Consider the following 16,764-nt stretch of genomic DNA (forward strand, 5'->3'; position numbering starts at 1 on the left):
TATGTCTGCTGATTATGGGAAAAAAATTTTTCTCCGTATTGCCGTATTCAAAACTAAATGTTGAGTGGTGTTGAGTTTGAGTAGGATTTAATGCAAACACAAGACAGGGTACAAGTCAATCAAGTTGCAGATGCGATCGCAGCCAGCCAAGCATATCTGCTGTCGATGCAATATCCCGCAGGCTATTGGTGGGCGGAGTTAGAATCTAATGTCACCATTACGGCGGAAGTTGTTCTACTGCATAAAATTTGGGGAACAGATAAAACTCGTCCATTACATAAAATGGAGAACTACTTGCGTTCTCAGCAACGGCAGCATGGCGGTTGGGAACTCTTTTATGATGATGGTGGCGAAATCAGCACTTCTGTAGAAGCATATATGGCGCTACGGCTGTTGGGTGTACCCGCAACCGACCCAGCTTTGATAAGGGCGCGGGATTTTATTCTCCAACGGGGCGGTATCAGTAAAACCCGCATTTTTACCAAATTACATCTAGCCTTGATTGGCTGTTACAGCTGGCGTGGTATTCCTTCTCTCCCGCCGTGGATTATGCTGTTACCGCCAGCTTTCCCCGTCAACATTTACGAAATGTCTAGCTGGGCGCGTTCTAGCACTGTACCGCTGTTAATTGTGTGTGACAGCAAACCTATTTATCAACTTGACCAAGCAATTAATTTAGATGAGTTATACGCCGAAGGTTTAAATCAAGTCCAGTATGAATTACCCCGCCAAGGTGATTGGACTGATTTATTCTTGACATTAGATCAAGGTTTTAAATTAGCCGAAAGTCTGAATTTAGTACCTTTCCGCCAAGAAGGAATTAAAGCCGCCGAAAAGTGGATTTTAGAACGCCAAGAAGCTACAGGCGACTGGGGCGGGATTATTCCGGCGATGCTTAATTCTATGCTGGCGTTGAAGTGCTTGGGTTATAGCCAAAACGACCCCATTGTCGAACGCGGATTTCAAGCCATTGATAACTTTGCCATAGAAACTGAAGAAAACTACTGTATTCAACCTTGCATATCTCCGGTGTGGGATACGGCTTGGGTAATAAGGGCTTTGATAGATTCTGGTTTTGCACCTGATGATCCGGCGATTGTCAAAGCGGGAGAATGGTTACTACAAAAGCAAATCCTGGATTATGGTGATTGGACGGTAAAAAATCGCCAAGGTAAACCCGGTGCTTGGGCGTTTGAATTTGACAATCGCTTTTATCCCGATGTGGATGATACAGCCGTAGTGGTGATGGCTTTGCACCCAGCCAAACTGCCTAATGAAAGTTTAAAACAAGCTGCGATCGCCCGTGCTTTAAATTGGGTTGCATCTATGCAGTGTCGTCCTGGTGGTTGGGCTGCGTTTGATTTAGATAATGATCAAGAATGGCTGAATTCCATCCCCTACGGCGACTTAAAAGCGATGATTGACCCCAACACCGCTGATGTCACCGCCAGAGTCATAGAAATGCTGGGTGCTTGTGACCTTTCCATTGATTCTCGCAACCTAGAACGCGCCCTTTCTTACCTCCTAGCAGAACAAGAACCGGAAGGTTGTTGGTTTGGGCGTTGGGGCGTAAATTACATCTACGGAACCAGTGGTGTTCTCTCAGCTTTGGCTTTAATTAACCCACAAAAGTATCAGCCCAATATAGACAAAGGCGCAGCTTGGTTAGTTGGATGTCAAAATTCTGATGGCGGTTGGGGTGAAACTTGTCGCACTTACAACGATCCTAGCCTCAAAGGACAAGGACGCAGTACAGCATCGCAAACTGCTTGGGCGTTAATTGGGCTAATAGCCGCAGGTGAAGCGACTGGTAAATTTGCCATGTCAGCAATTGAACGCGGGATTAATTATCTCGTATCAACACAAAAACCAGACGGTACTTGGTTTGAAGCCGATTTTACTGGTACTGGTTTCCCCTGCCATTTTTATCTCAAATATCATCTGTATCAGCAGTATTTCCCGTTAATTGCTTTAGGAAGATATCACAACATCAAATAAAGCCAGATATTTTGCAAAATTAAACCACAGATGGATATCCATCTGTGGTTTTTATTTACTCATAAGCAATATGACAGCCGACCACTTTTCAAACAACCTGTTAGACCTGAAGGGGTGACAAAAAAGTTATAAAGCAGACTGGATAAGAGTCATAGCCCGTAGACCTTGTTGAAAATATGGCAGTTTACTGGGCTTGAGGCGCATCAATTCATGAGCTAAATCAGCCCAAAATTCCATTGCCCCTACCCATAACTGACCATACAAACCAATCCAAAAAGCACTATGTCGGCGGTGCAATCGTTGTAACTCCTTCAGACGACCAACATATTTTTGTAGTCCAGAGGAGCGAGAATTACGACCAACTAAAATAGCACAAGTATAGGCAATAGCAATTAATAAAATCAGTGCTATCAAACGTTGACCATCAGCATAAGTAGATTCGAGATTATACCCCCCAGTTTTACAATCTTTAAACATGGCTTCGATACCACTCCGCAACTTAAATGCTTTAATGGCATCTTTGAGACTATCAAGGTTAGTTAATAAAAACCAGCCAGCAGGCTCAACAACTCCACGATATTTGCGCTTGTAATATCCGGCGAGATTAAAATTGGCAAACCCTTTCTGTTTAGTTGCTTGAATCCCTGTCAAAAAAAACGAGATGCCAGGAGTTAATCCCAAAGATTGTAAGCGTTGGTGTGATTGGTTTTCTTGCCGAATATAAGTACCTTGTTTCTGACGCAATACAAAGTCAATGCCCTTGCTATGTAACCAATTTGCTAGTTTTATACTGTGGAATTCTCTATCTCCCAGTACCAGCATTTGATATCCCTTAAATAACTGCAATAGTGGACGAATTAATTTTTTCTGCTCTCCCAAATTGCTACATCCTTTTTTAGGTAACAATAGCCAGTACACAGGTATTGCTCTTTTTTGTTCTATTAAACTAATTACAAATACATTTTGTGAACGCCATTGTGTTCTATCAATCGCAAATATTAGCCGTTTCTCTCCTCTTTTCAGACTATTTTTCACCCATCGTTTGAGCAGGGGAAACCACAGATATGGAATCGACAACTGAGGTAGTAGTAAAAATCTTTGTATACTCCGCCTCCGACTTTCAAATTTTATCGGTTGTGGAAATACTGTTGCTAGTTTCTCAATTGTCACAGTTTTATGAAATTGCAATAGCATTAGTAAGATTTCTAGCATCTTGTACTGTGCGGGTGTCAGTACATTTTGAAAGCAGTTTTGGTAGAATTTAGGTAACATTATCATTTGATAGGTCTTGTTGAGAATACCTGACCTATCTTTTTTTACCCCAAAACGGTCACGCTCCTCTATTTTCTTGGCTTCAGCCGCTTTGTCACCCCTTCAGCTGTTAGACCTTAGTCACGACAACTGGGCTAACATCGATTTTTCTATCAAAAATAAAGCGGGGTTTCAGCAAGATTCTCAATAGTAAGAATAAAGAACTTAACTCTCCTGGTGCATTTTGACGTTTCCATTGTCCGGGACGACAAAATAACATTTCTACTAAACGACGATGTTGATTCAGGCTGACTGATTCAAAATAAACGCGGATAATGGGAAATTCATTAGCAAATCCAGTACTGACCATCTCTGCACTTAGGTGTAAATTTTCTTCCGCAATTTTGATTACCAATTGTTGATTTACACATAAATTTGTGGGTAGTTGCTGAGTTAGAGCTATCTCTGCACCAATTTCCGACATCATTGTGGTAACACCCCAAAAACTTTCCTTCCCAATTTTTAATTCAACAACTCGCCGTAGATCAAACCATTCAAATTTATCTGTTTTGGGTGCATCTAGCAAAACTAAAATTGCCGAACCAATCATGAGTAAATTATAGATACTCCACACCCAACCTACGCCCATACCTACAGTTTGTTCAGCCATTGCTGGTACTTCTGTAGCCATAGATTGTTTAAGTATGCACATACAGATGGTTTGCCACAAACTAATAGCTGTAGCAATAAATAATAGAATTAAAGGTAAGGCTAATTTCCAGTTGAAAGTATAGCGATCGCTACTGATTCCTTTGGGTGTGACTTTAAATCCTGTAGAGAAGGGACGCAGCAGAGAGTTAATTACTGTCCAAGCCACAGGAAAACATAATACTAAGAAATAAATATCTGATAGAAATGCCGAACGAGAATACTTATTCAACCAGGCAAATACGGAGAGATTAACTAAGTAAACAGGCAACCAAAAATAAATTAATTCTGGTAATTTTGCCCGAATCGGAGTAACATCCAAAAATGAATAAGCCAAGGGTATCAAAAGAAAGGAAATTCGGGAAATAGTGGCAAACCAACTCAAAAATCCTCCCAAATGAGCTAATCTTTGCATCAAACTAAATCCCGGAACGATGAGCGGATTAGACTGAATAAACAAACCTTGAAGTGTACCTTGCGCCCAACGCAGGCGTTGCGTTGCATAAGCAGCTATATTTTCGGCGGCTAAACCAGCACTGAGTAATTCATTTAAATAAATAATCCGATAACCGTAAGTAGTTAAATTAACTCCTGTAAAATAATCTTCTGATAAAGATTCGGTGACAAAACCACCAGTTTTTTCTAACGCAGTGCGGCGCACAACAAAAGAAGTACCCGCACAAATGGCGCTTTCTGCACTATCTCGCATCGACTGAATATGTCGATGGAATATTTCGTCATCGGGAGTAAGAATATTTTCTAAGCCTAGATTTCTGGCTATGGGATCAACATTATAAAAGCTTTGTGGTGTTTGAATTATGGCTATAGTTTCATCCTGAAAAAAACCCACTGTGCGAGTCAGAAAGTTTTTAGTAGGAACAAAATCTGCATCAAAAACAGCAATTAGTTGACTATTAGTTTGGGTGAGTGCATTATTTAAGTTTCCGGCTTTAGCGTGTTGATTATTTGCTCGGCTAATGTAGTGACAGCCAAGTTCTGCTGCTAGTTCTTGCATTTGGGTGCGCTGATTATCATCCAAAAGATAGATGTTTTTTTGGGGATATTCTAGGGCTTGACAACCAATAATCGTACGCCGCACAATAAATGCTGGTTCATTGTATGTAGGAATCAAAATATCTACAGATGGTATAAAATCACCATTAATCACCGCAATAGATTTTTCATCCGCTTCCCGGTGACGCTCTTTAATATTTAACATTAAAAATAGTTCAATTAAGCTGCTAGAAATCATCAAAATCTCTAAAGCAAATAGCCCCAAACTAATTGCACCATTTAATGGATCTGCAAGGTTCAGGGTAGAAAGCGATCGCCATAATAAATACCGCAAAGTTAAGATAATTAATATGCCAACTACTAACCGCTGCGACCAAACACGAGGCTGGGGTGAAAGTTTCATCACGACAAACATTGTGATTAGCAATACCAGGGTTAATGAAAGTAAATATTTATTATTTACCATTGGCGCTTCTAACCACATTGGCGGGTTCATTTGCCAAACATAAATTTGAGCGAAAAAACCATCAATTGTCATCTCACCAGCAAACCAACCTACTACAAGCAAGCCAGATAATATCACAATGCTCAACAGCATCAGTGCCACTAGGCGAAAAATAAAAACTCTTTGATTAACAAGATGTTCAGAATATATATCTCTCTGATTCAAAAGATTAAGTCTGGCAATTTTACGTTTTTGCACTTGATTAATCTCCTAAATAACTAAAGTTTTTAACGTATTTAGATGAAAATATTATATAGTCTATTGACTATGCTCACCTTTAAATATTAGATGAAAAAATAAATTTTATGGCTATTTTCTGGATAAATAAGTTTAAAATTAACGAGATTAAATTCTGATAAAAATAGCTGAACTAAATTTTTAACTAATTCTCAGCTTAATTTAATATTCATCATCACAGACAGCTATAAATTTTCCTCATATAGATATGAGGATCTAAACACTATGAAATTTAATAGTTTAGCTATCTTTGGTATGATTGCAAGTGTTAGCTTAGGCTCTATTAAAGAAGTAACTGCATATCAGACACCTGCTTCAATACCTGTTGCTCAAACTGCAATTACTCAACTGGCTGCTGCTGTAGGTCAGTCTGCTTACTTTCGCCGTGGAGAACATGCAACGAAAGGAAAAGTCAGCATTGTCACAAGAAATAACACCAGATATTTGCAATTTGATCGCAATTTTAGCACCAGTAGCGGCCCTGATGTATACGTGATTTTACACCGCTCGGCTGCACCTCAAATCTATGGTTTAAAAAGAAAAGATTATGTTTTAATTGGTCGATTGAGACGATTTAATGGTAGTCAAAGCTACGTTATACCAAGAAATCTCCAATTGTCTGGATATAGATCAGTAGCAGTCTGGTGTCGCAAATTTAATGCGACTTTTGGTTATGCGAGTTTAGGTGGTTAATTGTAGAATAAGTCAGAATTCAGAAATGAGAATCACTATGCTCATTGAGTCGCCACCGCTACATTATTGGGCAATTCATTACTTACAAGAAAATTTAATTCTGAATTCTGGCTACTGATGTATATATTCTATTTTGATAGTTATAATACAAAAAAATTATGGAAATAGCAGATTTTCTTGGGCTTTTACATCCGGCGATCGCAGTTGTTTTTGTCTTTCCTTTGATTGGGACTGTTGTTAATTTTGCTTGGCAAACACGTCAACGTCGTTTGCAAAATTTAACTGAAGCTAAAAGTAAAATTCCCCCCGTAGTTGGGAAAGAACATAAACAGTTAGGTGATTGGTTAACCAGTGCCGTTGTTGGCTTAACATTGGTCGGGTTAGCCTATCCCATTGGTAAAAATATTATCAAAAAGCAATTATGGAATACTGCTAATTTTCAAGTAATTTTTATCATATTAATGTTTGTGGCGACAATCGCTTCTTTAGTATTACTTTATCAAGCAAAACAAAAGTTATGGCGAGCTATTTTTGCTACTCTAACTGGGATTGGTTTAGTAGTTTTAGGCTGTCAAGATGGTGTTTATCGCTTGACTAGTGAGTGGTATTGGTCACACTACTATATTGGCATTACAGCATCTCTACTGATGGTATTTTCCTTGGCAATTGTGCAAGATATTTATAAGTCTCATCGCTGGCGGGTAATTCATACAGTTTTAAACTGCGTAGCTCTTTTACTGTTTATTGGACAAGGATTAACAGGTACAAGAGATTTATTACAAATTCCTTTGAGTTGGCAGGAACCTTATATTTATCAGTGTGATTATGTTAACAAAACTTGTCCAACACCAACCCCTCAACCACCGAAGTGAATCAAATTCAGAAAATTTTTCGCGCAATTGATCCTTTTTCACTACGCGTTCGACTTACAATTGGAATTGCTGCGGTTTCGGCTTTAGGATTAGGTAGCCTAGCTATCTGGACAAGCTGGAAAATGCAGCAATTTTTAATTAATAATTATAAAAATAATATTCAACAAATTACCGAACATTTGCCTTATTATGTAGAGCTTTATACAGAAGTTTTACCTGAAGAAAATGGGCTGCAAAAGGCAATTAATAATTTAAGTACAGCAAATACATATTTGTGGGTCAAAAATTCCCAGAATCAAATAATAGCCCAATCAGATAACTTAAATAAATTACCGCCAAAAAAAGTATCTGAGTTAATGGATTTAACTCAGACATCAATTAAACCCATAGCCCAAGAAATGGGTAAAAGCTACTTTGTGATGTGTGGGAGTACTTTGAGATTACAAGGTCAAAGTGTGGGAACATTACTTGTCGTGCAGGATGTCACCCAAGAACAAAGCATGTTTTTAGTGATTGTGAAGAGTTTGGGGATTGGCAGTATTGTCACTATTACAATTATTTCTGTAGCGATCGCATTTTACATCAAACGTTCTTTGCAACCTCTACGCCAGTTAAGTCAAATGACAGAAGTCATTTCCATTGCAGACTTAGGACAAGCTCAACTTTATTTAGATAAAGCACCCAGCGAAGTTAGAGAATTAACTCAAACTTACAACATGATGTTATCGCGGCTGTTCCAATCTTGGGAGCAAGAGCGACAATTTGTTAGTAATGTATCTCATGAATTACGCACACCCCTAACTATCGTACATGGCTATTTGCAAAGCGTCTTACGGCGGCAGAATAACTTAACAGAAGTTCAACAAGAAGCTTTAGCCACAGCCGCAGCTGAAGCCGAACGTACCATTCGGCTGTTACAAGACTTACTCGATTTAGCCAGGGCTGATAGTGGTAATTTACTATTTCGCCTAGAACGTTGTTTGTTAAATGATTTAATCTCAGAAATTGTAGTCATGGCGAAGACTTATAGCGATCGCCAGATTACAATTGAATCAACTAACCAGCCCATTGAGGCTAAAGCTGACTACAATCGCCTCAAACAAGTTTTACTCAATTTAATCGATAATGCCTTTAAGTATTCTGATCCAACAACTGCTGTCACTATTAAGTTTTATCAACAAGCAGACCAAGCTATCATTCAAGTTTGTGATCAAGGTTATGGTATTCCTTTACAACATCAATCACGAATTTTTGAGCGATTTTATCGTATAGATGAAGCCCGTACTAGTTCCACTGGTGGCTGTGGTTTAGGACTATCCATTGTAAAAACTTTAGTTGAGGGGATGAATGGAAATGTAACGGTGCGATCGCGTTTAGGTGAAGGGAGTATATTTACAATTACCTTGTCTGCTTATTTATCAAGCTCTAGCTAATAAATATTAATATTTTTTGATTCCTAAATTATTTAACTATGACAAATAACAACCTTAAATACTTAACTTTATTTGTAGCCCACTATTTACTATCGCCATGATAATTTAACGGCAATCGTACTATTACCGTAGTTCCCATATTCTGCTTACTTTCTATACTAATTTCACCCCCATGTAAATCTACACACTTTTTCACCATAGCCAGCCCTAAGCCTGTTCCTTGAATTCGCCGCGCATTACTAGCTCTATAGAAAGTTTGAAATAGATTTATTTGGTCTTTTTCAGGGATACCTATTCCTTCATCTCTAACCTGAAAAATTGCCATATCATCTCCACAACTTAAATTAAACCAAACATTACTTTGTGGCGGAGAATATTTAACAGCATTGGAAATTAAATTAGTTAAAATACAATAGAGTAATTCATCATCCATGTAGCTGATATTGTATTTTCCTGCATGGTTAAAGATAATATTCTGCTGACCAACTGCCTTCATTTGTAGGACATCTGTGATTTCCTCACAAAAGCTTATTAAATCTAAAGGCGCAGGCTTATATTCTAATTTAGCAGCCTCACTTCGGCTCAAAAATAACACTTCATCAAGTAACTGAAGCATGTGATTAATTGAATCTTGCACACGTTCAAAATAGAAATTTTTTCGCTCCTCATTCAAGTTATGTTGATGTTGCAGTATATCCATAGCAGTCCTAATTGTAGTCATCGGGTTACGAAACTCATGAGAAACCATTGCCACAAAATTAGACTTTAGCTCATTGAGTTGTTGTTCTTTAGCTAATGCTTGGCGGCTAATTTCTTCACTCTCTCTTAACTTATTCAGAATTTCTTCCCGTTCAATAGCATAGCGAATAGCACGTACTAATCGCTGGATGGTAGTTTGGTCTTTCACTAAATAATCTTGAGCGCCTTCTGCTAATGCTTGCATGGCTAATTCTTCATCATCAAGCCCCGTTAAAACCACCACAGGAATATCTGTTACTACGGCTCGATATTCTTTTAAAGTATCTATTCCCACAGAATCAGGTAATTCTAAATCTAACAAGACAACATCAAATTTATCTTGTTTAAGATTTGCAATTTCCCAACCATCTCCTAAGTGCTTCTCATCTACTAAACTTAACTCTATTGCTTCAGACAATCTTTCAACATGCAATATTTTTAATTCCTGCTGATAGGCATGTAAAAATAGTTGATGCAGTAGTTTAGCATCACTAGGACTATCTTCTACCAATAGAACTTGAATCATCATTTTTTGCATAAAATATATTTATATAAATTTGCCCAATAATCATTTGATTTTTTCATTGTGAAAACAATGCTCAATCATAATTCATATTGGACAAATAGAAAAAGACATTATTAAATTGATGAATCTGATGGAAGCGTGACTGCTGTTAACCAAAAATCTTTAATTAACTGCACAGCTTCAATAAACTGGTAGATATCAATGGGTTTTGTGATATGGCAATTAGCATGGAGATTATAAGAATGTAGTATGTCTTGTTCATCTGTTGAGGTAGTCAGCACAACAACCTGAATACGTTTTAGGCTGGGGTCATATTTTACTTCTGTCAGTACTTCCCGTCCATCCATCCCTGGTAAATTCAAGTCGAGTAAAACTAAATCTGGACGAGGAGCATCAGCGAACTCTCCTTGCTGGCGGAGATAATTCATTGCTGTTTCACCATCTTCAACCCAGTGCAAGTTATTGGCAATTTTGGCATTGACAAAGCCTTTCATTGTGAGATTAGCGTCACTAGGAGAATCTTCAACTAGCAAAATTTCCACACACCGACATACCTGACTATTTTCAATACTGTTATTAACCATATATTACATGTCTTTATCCAAAATTTTTCAAGTAACTAATTCATCAAGAGTAAAGTAGAATGTTGTACCCACTCTTGCCTGAGATTCAGCCCAGATGTGACCATTATGGCGTTCAACAATTTTTTTACAAATAGCCCAACCAATACCTGTACCCGGAAATTCTCGACGGGTATGTAGGCGACGGAAAATTTCAAAAATCCGGTCAAGATACTGAGATTTAATGCCAATACCATTATCTTGGACTGAGGACAACCAAACATAATACTGAGTAAAATCTTCTGTCCCTACACCCCTACTCTCCTTTTGCTCACTGCATTAATATGAATTTGTGGTGGCAAATCTTTGTGGCGAAACTTGATAGCGTTACCAATTAAATATCGATAACCGCTTCGATTATCAAGATTTACCAAAAGCAACAATTTACAAAACTTATGTCATTTCTTGGATGATCTAATATTTTAGATAATAAATATATGTCTATTGATAGATGACACAATTAGCAATCATTTTTTTAATTATTATTAATTACAAGTTACTATCAAATATAAAGATTGAGTGGGTAATCATGCTTTTGCTTGCATCACCCACTCAACTTTTACTGACTAAAAATCATTAAAGAATTTTTACCAGACTATTTATGCTCTACACATCTGAATTACACTTAACGTGATTCAGTACCTTGATTAGGGCTACCTGCTACATCATCTTCTCCAGGTGCTTCTGGTCTAGCAGTCTTTCTCGCATCAGATTGAGAAGCATCACCAGTTTTGCGAATGTCTTCTTGTAAAGGGGTCTGATAGCCACCAGAAGCAGTAGGGGTGGTATCTTGATTGTTAGAAGACTTTTGTTTTTGTTCTTCAGCCATAACTATAAACTCCTACGTTTTATTCTTGGCTTTATTGTAGAGAAATGAAGAGTATACAGTTATCTATCTAAAATATAGTTCTGAATTAATTTTTACTATGTCGGAAGTACTATTAGAACATAATTCAGGAGCTAGTCGTCAGCATTTAAACACAAACAGCCCTAGTATATTGAATGTATTCAAACAATTTATCATTACCATCTGGATGTATTTTACGTCAGGCAACGTCGGCTGATAAGTGGTCAATTCGTTCATTAGTATTTTCAGCTAAACTTGACCCTACCCAATTACGTTGGCAACAGTTCTTTGTTGTTGAATACGAAGGTAATTTAATTGCCTGTGGACAACTACGTAATTTTGTTGGTGTACAAGAAATGGGTAGTTTAGTTGTTAAACCAACTTGGAGAGGACGTGGTTTAGGTAGTTTGCTCACGCAGCATCTCATAAGTCAAGCAACAGAACCACTATATCTAGAATGTTTGGGCGAAAATTTATCACAGTTTTATAGTCGCTTTGGTTTTGTCACAGTTGCTTTTGAAAATATTCCGTCATCTCTCAAGCATAAATTTGGCATTTCTCAATTTGCTAAACAGCTGTTTAGAGTGCCTATAGTATTTATGAAATACTGCCAGGAATAGGAAGGAAGGAGTAAAGTTTAATTAATAAACTCAGTTACACGCTGCCAAACTTGCTCTATCAAATCAGCATTATCTGCATTAAACCACTCAATTTGCGGATATGCTCTAAACCAAGTGCGTTGTCGTTTGGCAAATTGTCGTGTATGTAAAACTGTTAATTCTTTGGCTGTATTTAAAGTAATCTTACCAGCCAAATATTGCTTAATTTCCTGATATCCCAAAGTGTTTAACAACGATAAATCAGCCCCATATTTTTGACAAAGATATTCCACTTCAGATACTAAACCATCAGCAATCATTTGCTCAGTTCGCTTGTGAATGCGTACATCTAATTTATCAACATCACAATCTAAGCCAATCTGTAAAATTGGATAATCAGGTGGGTTTTCGCCTTGTTGATCAGAGATAGGAATTCCAGTTATGTAAAATACCTCCAACGCGCGTAAAGTCCGCACGGGATCATTGGGATGAATTTTATTTGCTGCAACAGGATCAACTTGTTGCAACATACCATACAGTTGATTTTGTCCGAGAGATGCTAATTGCGATCGCAATTCATTATCAGGCGCAACTCTGGGAATTTTCATCCCTTGAACTATGGAACGTATATATAAACCAGTTCCACCTACTAATAAAATTGGCTCAACACCAACCGACTCAATTAAAGCTTGTGCCTGTTCTTGATAATCTGCTACCGTCATAGTTTCTGTTGGCTCACAGATATCTATTAAATAATGTGGCACTAATTTTTGTTCCGCTACGGTTGGTTTAGCTGTGCCAATATTAAACTCACGGTAAACTTGACGGGAATCTGCACTGAAAATTACAGAACCCAACCTGGTAGCTAAACTTAGCCCTAAACCAGACTTACCTGTTGCAGTTGCCCCACAAATAACAATTAATTTGGTCATTAGATAATGGTCAATCAATTTTGGATTTACGATTTTAGATTTTGAATTGACTCCACCTTAAAGTGTCGAGCTTGATAGCGCAGCATTAGCGAGTCGTCGAGCGTCGGATTTTAGATTGGCGTTAGAGAAGCGTACGCAGCGCAGCCAGTATTTTGGATTAATTCCGCCCTGAAGGGGTGGGGCTTGTACCGAAAATTCCCCATCCAAAATCTAAAATTTTTCGTTCAATTGTCAATGCTCAAGAGTCAATAAGTTCATCTCCCCAACGCCTTTGTGTGAAAATAGCTGTCTAGTATTTTTGTACTACATTTTCCATAGATGAGAACCATGTTAATCTCTCAAAGAAGTATTTTGATTGAGGCTTAACAAAGTCATTCTGAGAAATGCTCTGCGTCCATTGGTGCTGAAAAAAGTGATTTCAGAAAAAATTTAGATGAACTATCGGGAAAACTTATGGGGATACAGCCCCTAGATAAACTTCTCATAAAATTGCCCTACAGTCGTCACTAAGGCTTTTGTGTTAGAATCTCGGTGTGTTTTTGCTTTTTCAGCCTTTGGGCGATTTTAAACCCACGCATCAGGAGAATTTTCATGACGAGCAGTTACAGTGCCGATCAGATTCAAGTTCTGGAAGGTCTGGAAGCCGTCCGCAAACGACCGGGGATGTACATTGGTTCTACCGGGCCGCGAGGACTCCACCATTTAGTTTATGAGGTGGTAGATAACTCTGTTGATGAAGCATTAGCAGGATACTGCACCCATATAGAAATAGATATTAATGCAGATGGTTCTGTGACTGTAACAGATGACGGTCGAGGTATTCCCACCGATACTCATTCGCGGACTGGGAAATCGGCGTTGGAAACTGTAATGACAGTGCTGCACGCTGGGGGTAAATTTGGCGGCGGCGGCTACAAAGTTTCTGGAGGATTACACGGGGTTGGGATTTCTGTAGTTAATGCTTTGTCAGAAGTTGTCGAAGTTACAGTTTGGCGAGATAAAAAGGTTCATACCCAACGCTATGAACGAGGTGTTCCCGTTACTGAATTGGTAGCGAAGCCATATAAAGAAGCTAGAACGGGTACTTCCGTAACTTTCAAACCAGATACACAAATCTTTACTACTGGGATTGAGTTTGATTTCATCACCCTAGCAGGCCGTTTGCGAGAATTGGCTTATCTCAACGCTGGGGTGAAAATTACTTTCACAGACAACCGTTTAGAACTCCTGAAAAGCGATACACCCAAGATCGAAACCTACGAATATCGAGGTGGTATCAAAGAATATATCGCCTACATGAACCGCGATAAGCAGCCGCTACATGAAGAAATTATTTATGTGCAGGGAGAACGTAGCAACGTTCAGATAGAAGTTGCGTTGCAGTGGTGTACTGACGCTTATACAGACAACGTGTTGGGTTTTGCGAATAATATCCGTACTGTTGATGGCGGTACGCACTTAGAAGGTTTAAAGGCGGTACTAACTCGGACATTAAATGCGATCGCCCGTAAGCGCAATAAAATAAAAGAAAATGAACCTAACCTCAGCGGTGAACACGTCCGAGAAGGTTTAACCGCAGTCATTTCCGTCAAAGTCCCCGATCCTGAATTTGAAGGACAAACCAAAACTAAACTCGGTAACACTGAGGTGCGGGGAATCGTTGATTCTCTGGTAGGGGAAGTTCTCACGGAGTACCTGGAATTTCATCCAGGAATCGCTGATTCAATTCTCGATAAAGCTATCCAAGCATTCAAAGCTGCTGAAGCCGCACGTCACGCCAGGGAGTTAGTCCGGCGTAAATCTGTCCTGGAATCTTCGCCATTACCAGGGAAATTAGCAGATTGTAGTTCTCGCGATCCTAGCGAATCAGAAATTTATATTGTGGAAGGTGACTCAGCGGGTGGTAGCGCCAAACAAGGACGCGATCGCCGCACTCAAGCCATCCTCCCCTTACGTGGTAAAATCCTTAACATCGAAAAAACTGACGATTCCAAAATCTACAAAAATAACGAAATTCAGGCGTTAATCACAGCCTTGGGTTTAGGAGTCAAAGGTGAAGAATTCGACTCTACCCAACTGCGCTATCATCGCATCATCATTATGACTGACGCTGACGTAGATGGAGCGCATATCCGCACATTGCTGTTAACATTTTTCTACAGATATCAGCGATCGCTCATTGAACAAGGATTTATTTATATCGCTTGTCCTCCTTTATATAAAGTAGAACGCGGCAAGAATCATGAGTATTGTTATAGCGATAGAGAACTACAACAAGCAATTGCCAAGTTCCCGGCTAATGCTAACTACACTATCCAACGTTTCAAAGGTTTGGGTGAAATGATGCCGGCACAACTCTGGACAACTACAATGAATCCAGAAACTCGCACCCTGAAACAAGTCGAAATTGAAGATGCTGCCGAAGCTGATCGCATTTTCACTATTTTAATGGGCGATCGCGTTGCGCCCCGACGTGAATTTATCGAAACCTACGGTTCTAAACTCAATTTTGCCGAGCTTGATATATAATATCAAGCTAATATCAATTATCCTGATGTGCAGTAATGGTGGGTAATGGGCGATCGCTCATTACCTTTTTTCTTTTTAGGCGATCGGCTATTAACTGCATTGTTTCTAGTTAGAAACATCAAGAAAATTTTTTCTAAGTATTATTTCCTTCATCAGTAAGTTGTTTGATAAAATACTTAATTATTAATTACTAAGGTGATTAGCTGTATTTTCGATTAGTGCATAAGAGCTTCTTTTTGTCAAGCTCTAGATAAATTTGGGTTGAATCAATGAATATCATTGGAGTTGGTGTTTTTCAGAGTTGATAATTCCAAATCAATAATTTGTGTATTCAAATTTCATCCAAGCTAGAAAAGCATTTGTTATCCTTGAGGTGCCAAGCTGAATATTGTCTACCTACAAAGTTGGTTAAATATTTGAGGATGTTGAAGATTACACCAAGCAACAATTTTCTGCATAAAACCAGTAGTATATTTAACATATTCGTACGTAATCAGAATTAACTAACACATTCTCGACTAATGCTATAACTTCGTCATGTGCAACTTACTAGTTACTAGCGGCAGAAATTTGTGGGAGACAAATATCCAAACATCTTTATGTTGCCTTAGCTAGAATTGCCAATTTGTCTGTATCTAATAAACTTTTGCCTTAATCAGATAAATATCTAAATTATCAACTGTCAAATTCTTTATAAATTGATTAAAATATCTTTGTATACAATAGGAGCAGTTTGTCAAGATTCATAGGGTTGAAATCTCGTCTGTGCGCTAATGTGTGAATAAGACCAACTCAGTTAACACTTCATTGAAGTCCATCTGGCAGATTCTGTCACAACCTCAACTCCTCAGTTAAGGCGAATGGGATCAACGAAAGTTAAGTGTGTTTAAACAAGCAGTATCACTCTTGCTGCTCTACCTAGCGAGACTTGCTGCATAACTGTTTGGGATGAGTCATTTGTAAAGGAAATGTAAAAGTATGCCTCTCAATACTTCTCACCTAAGTTAATATAAAACACGAGGATTCTAGGTAATTAATGTTGTAGTTAATACCTAAAATTGTGTAAAGGTAGAAGTAATTTCCTTTGAATGTAAAGATGAGTCCACTATAATTCCAAAAAGGTTTATAAAAAATTTAAGGGAACACCTACCCTTTTTAATATCTTTTTGATATATGGTGGCTTCAACTTACTTAATGACTTCATGATTAACACACAAAAAGAGTGCAATTTTTGTGAAACAGGCTACAATCGGAACAGTCTT

Annotated in this window: 13 protein-coding genes; 6 read left to right on the forward strand and 7 right to left on the reverse strand. The window is 38.4% G+C overall.

Translation table 11 applies throughout. The features are described 5' to 3' along the window. Positions 1 to 90 precede the first annotated feature (90 nt). Complete coding sequence (shc, locus tag NOS7107_RS02090) at positions 91 to 1,998, forward strand: squalene--hopene cyclase (RefSeq protein ID WP_015111331.1); 1,908 nt, start codon at positions 91 to 93, stop codon at positions 1,996 to 1,998. Positions 1,999 to 2,124: 126 nt separating this feature from the next. On the opposite strand, the gene NOS7107_RS02095 is transcribed toward shc, so the two are convergent. Then, positions 2,125 to 3,270 (reverse strand): IS4 family transposase, encoded by a 1,146-nt coding sequence (locus tag NOS7107_RS02095; RefSeq protein ID WP_015110984.1) that lies wholly within the window; start codon positions 3,268 to 3,270, stop codon positions 2,125 to 2,127. Between the two features lie 109 nt (positions 3,271 to 3,379). Then, a complete protein-coding gene (locus NOS7107_RS02100) occupies positions 3,380 to 5,674 on the reverse strand; it encodes a glycosyltransferase (RefSeq protein WP_015111332.1) in 2,295 nt (764 codons plus the stop codon). A 264-nt stretch (positions 5,675 to 5,938) separates the two neighbouring features. On the opposite strand from NOS7107_RS02100, the gene NOS7107_RS02105 reads away from it, so the two are divergent. The 3 genes from NOS7107_RS02105 to NOS7107_RS02115 all read left to right on the forward strand — a co-directional run bounded on the left by NOS7107_RS02105 (position 5,939) and on the right by NOS7107_RS02115 (position 8,711). Further along, entirely contained in the window at positions 5,939 to 6,406 is a 468-nt protein-coding gene (locus tag NOS7107_RS02105; protein ID WP_015111333.1) for a DM13 domain-containing protein, read from the forward strand. A 158-nt stretch (positions 6,407 to 6,564) separates the two neighbouring features. After that, complete coding sequence (locus NOS7107_RS02110; RefSeq protein ID WP_015111334.1) at positions 6,565 to 7,278, forward strand: DUF4079 domain-containing protein; 714 nt, start codon at positions 6,565 to 6,567, stop codon at positions 7,276 to 7,278. After that, positions 7,275 to 8,711, forward strand: coding sequence for a cell wall metabolism sensor histidine kinase WalK (locus NOS7107_RS02115; protein WP_015111335.1), 1,437 nt, complete (start codon positions 7,275 to 7,277; stop codon positions 8,709 to 8,711). Before NOS7107_RS02110 ends, NOS7107_RS02115 begins: the two co-directional genes overlap by 4 nt. Before the next feature lie 82 nt (positions 8,712 to 8,793). On the opposite strand, the gene NOS7107_RS02120 is transcribed toward NOS7107_RS02115, so the two are convergent. From NOS7107_RS02120 to NOS7107_RS02135, 4 genes are all read right to left on the reverse strand, one after another. Further along, the gene (locus NOS7107_RS02120) at positions 8,794 to 9,987 is read right to left on the reverse strand and encodes an ATP-binding protein (protein ID WP_015111336.1); all 1,194 of its coding nucleotides are present in this window, start codon (positions 9,985 to 9,987) and stop codon (positions 8,794 to 8,796) included. Between the two features lie 101 nt (positions 9,988 to 10,088). Then, the gene (locus NOS7107_RS02125) at positions 10,089 to 10,559 is read right to left on the reverse strand and encodes a response regulator (RefSeq protein WP_015111337.1); all 471 of its coding nucleotides are present in this window, start codon (positions 10,557 to 10,559) and stop codon (positions 10,089 to 10,091) included. A gap of 27 nt (positions 10,560 to 10,586) precedes the next feature. Further along, entirely contained in the window at positions 10,587 to 10,811 is a 225-nt protein-coding gene (locus NOS7107_RS29225) for an ATP-binding protein (RefSeq protein WP_044499570.1), read from the reverse strand. 409 nt (positions 10,812 to 11,220) lie between these two features. Then, positions 11,221 to 11,424: a hypothetical protein gene (locus NOS7107_RS02135; protein WP_015111338.1), complete on the reverse strand. Its 204-nt coding sequence runs from the start codon at positions 11,422 to 11,424 to the stop codon at positions 11,221 to 11,223. A gap of 173 nt (positions 11,425 to 11,597) precedes the next feature. On the opposite strand from NOS7107_RS02135, the gene NOS7107_RS02140 reads away from it, so the two are divergent. After that, entirely contained in the window at positions 11,598 to 12,062 is a 465-nt protein-coding gene (locus tag NOS7107_RS02140; RefSeq protein WP_015111339.1) for a GNAT family N-acetyltransferase, read from the forward strand. A gap of 17 nt (positions 12,063 to 12,079) precedes the next feature. Here NOS7107_RS02140 and miaA read toward each other — a convergent pair whose 3' ends face one another. Continuing rightward, positions 12,080 to 12,973 carry a tRNA (adenosine(37)-N6)-dimethylallyltransferase MiaA gene (miaA, locus tag NOS7107_RS02145; protein ID WP_015111340.1) on the reverse strand — a complete coding sequence of 298 codons (894 nt, stop codon included), beginning with the start codon at positions 12,971 to 12,973 and terminating at the stop codon, positions 12,080 to 12,082. Positions 12,974 to 13,564: 591 nt separating this feature from the next. Here miaA and gyrB point away from each other — a divergent pair. Then, positions 13,565 to 15,502: a DNA topoisomerase (ATP-hydrolyzing) subunit B gene (gyrB, locus tag NOS7107_RS02150; RefSeq protein ID WP_015111341.1), complete on the forward strand. Its 1,938-nt coding sequence runs from the start codon at positions 13,565 to 13,567 to the stop codon at positions 15,500 to 15,502. Positions 15,503 to 16,764 lie beyond the last annotated feature (1,262 nt).

The organism is Nostoc sp. PCC 7107, assembly GCF_000316625.1.
GTDB lineage: Bacteria > Cyanobacteriota > Cyanobacteriia > Cyanobacteriales > Nostocaceae > Nostoc_B.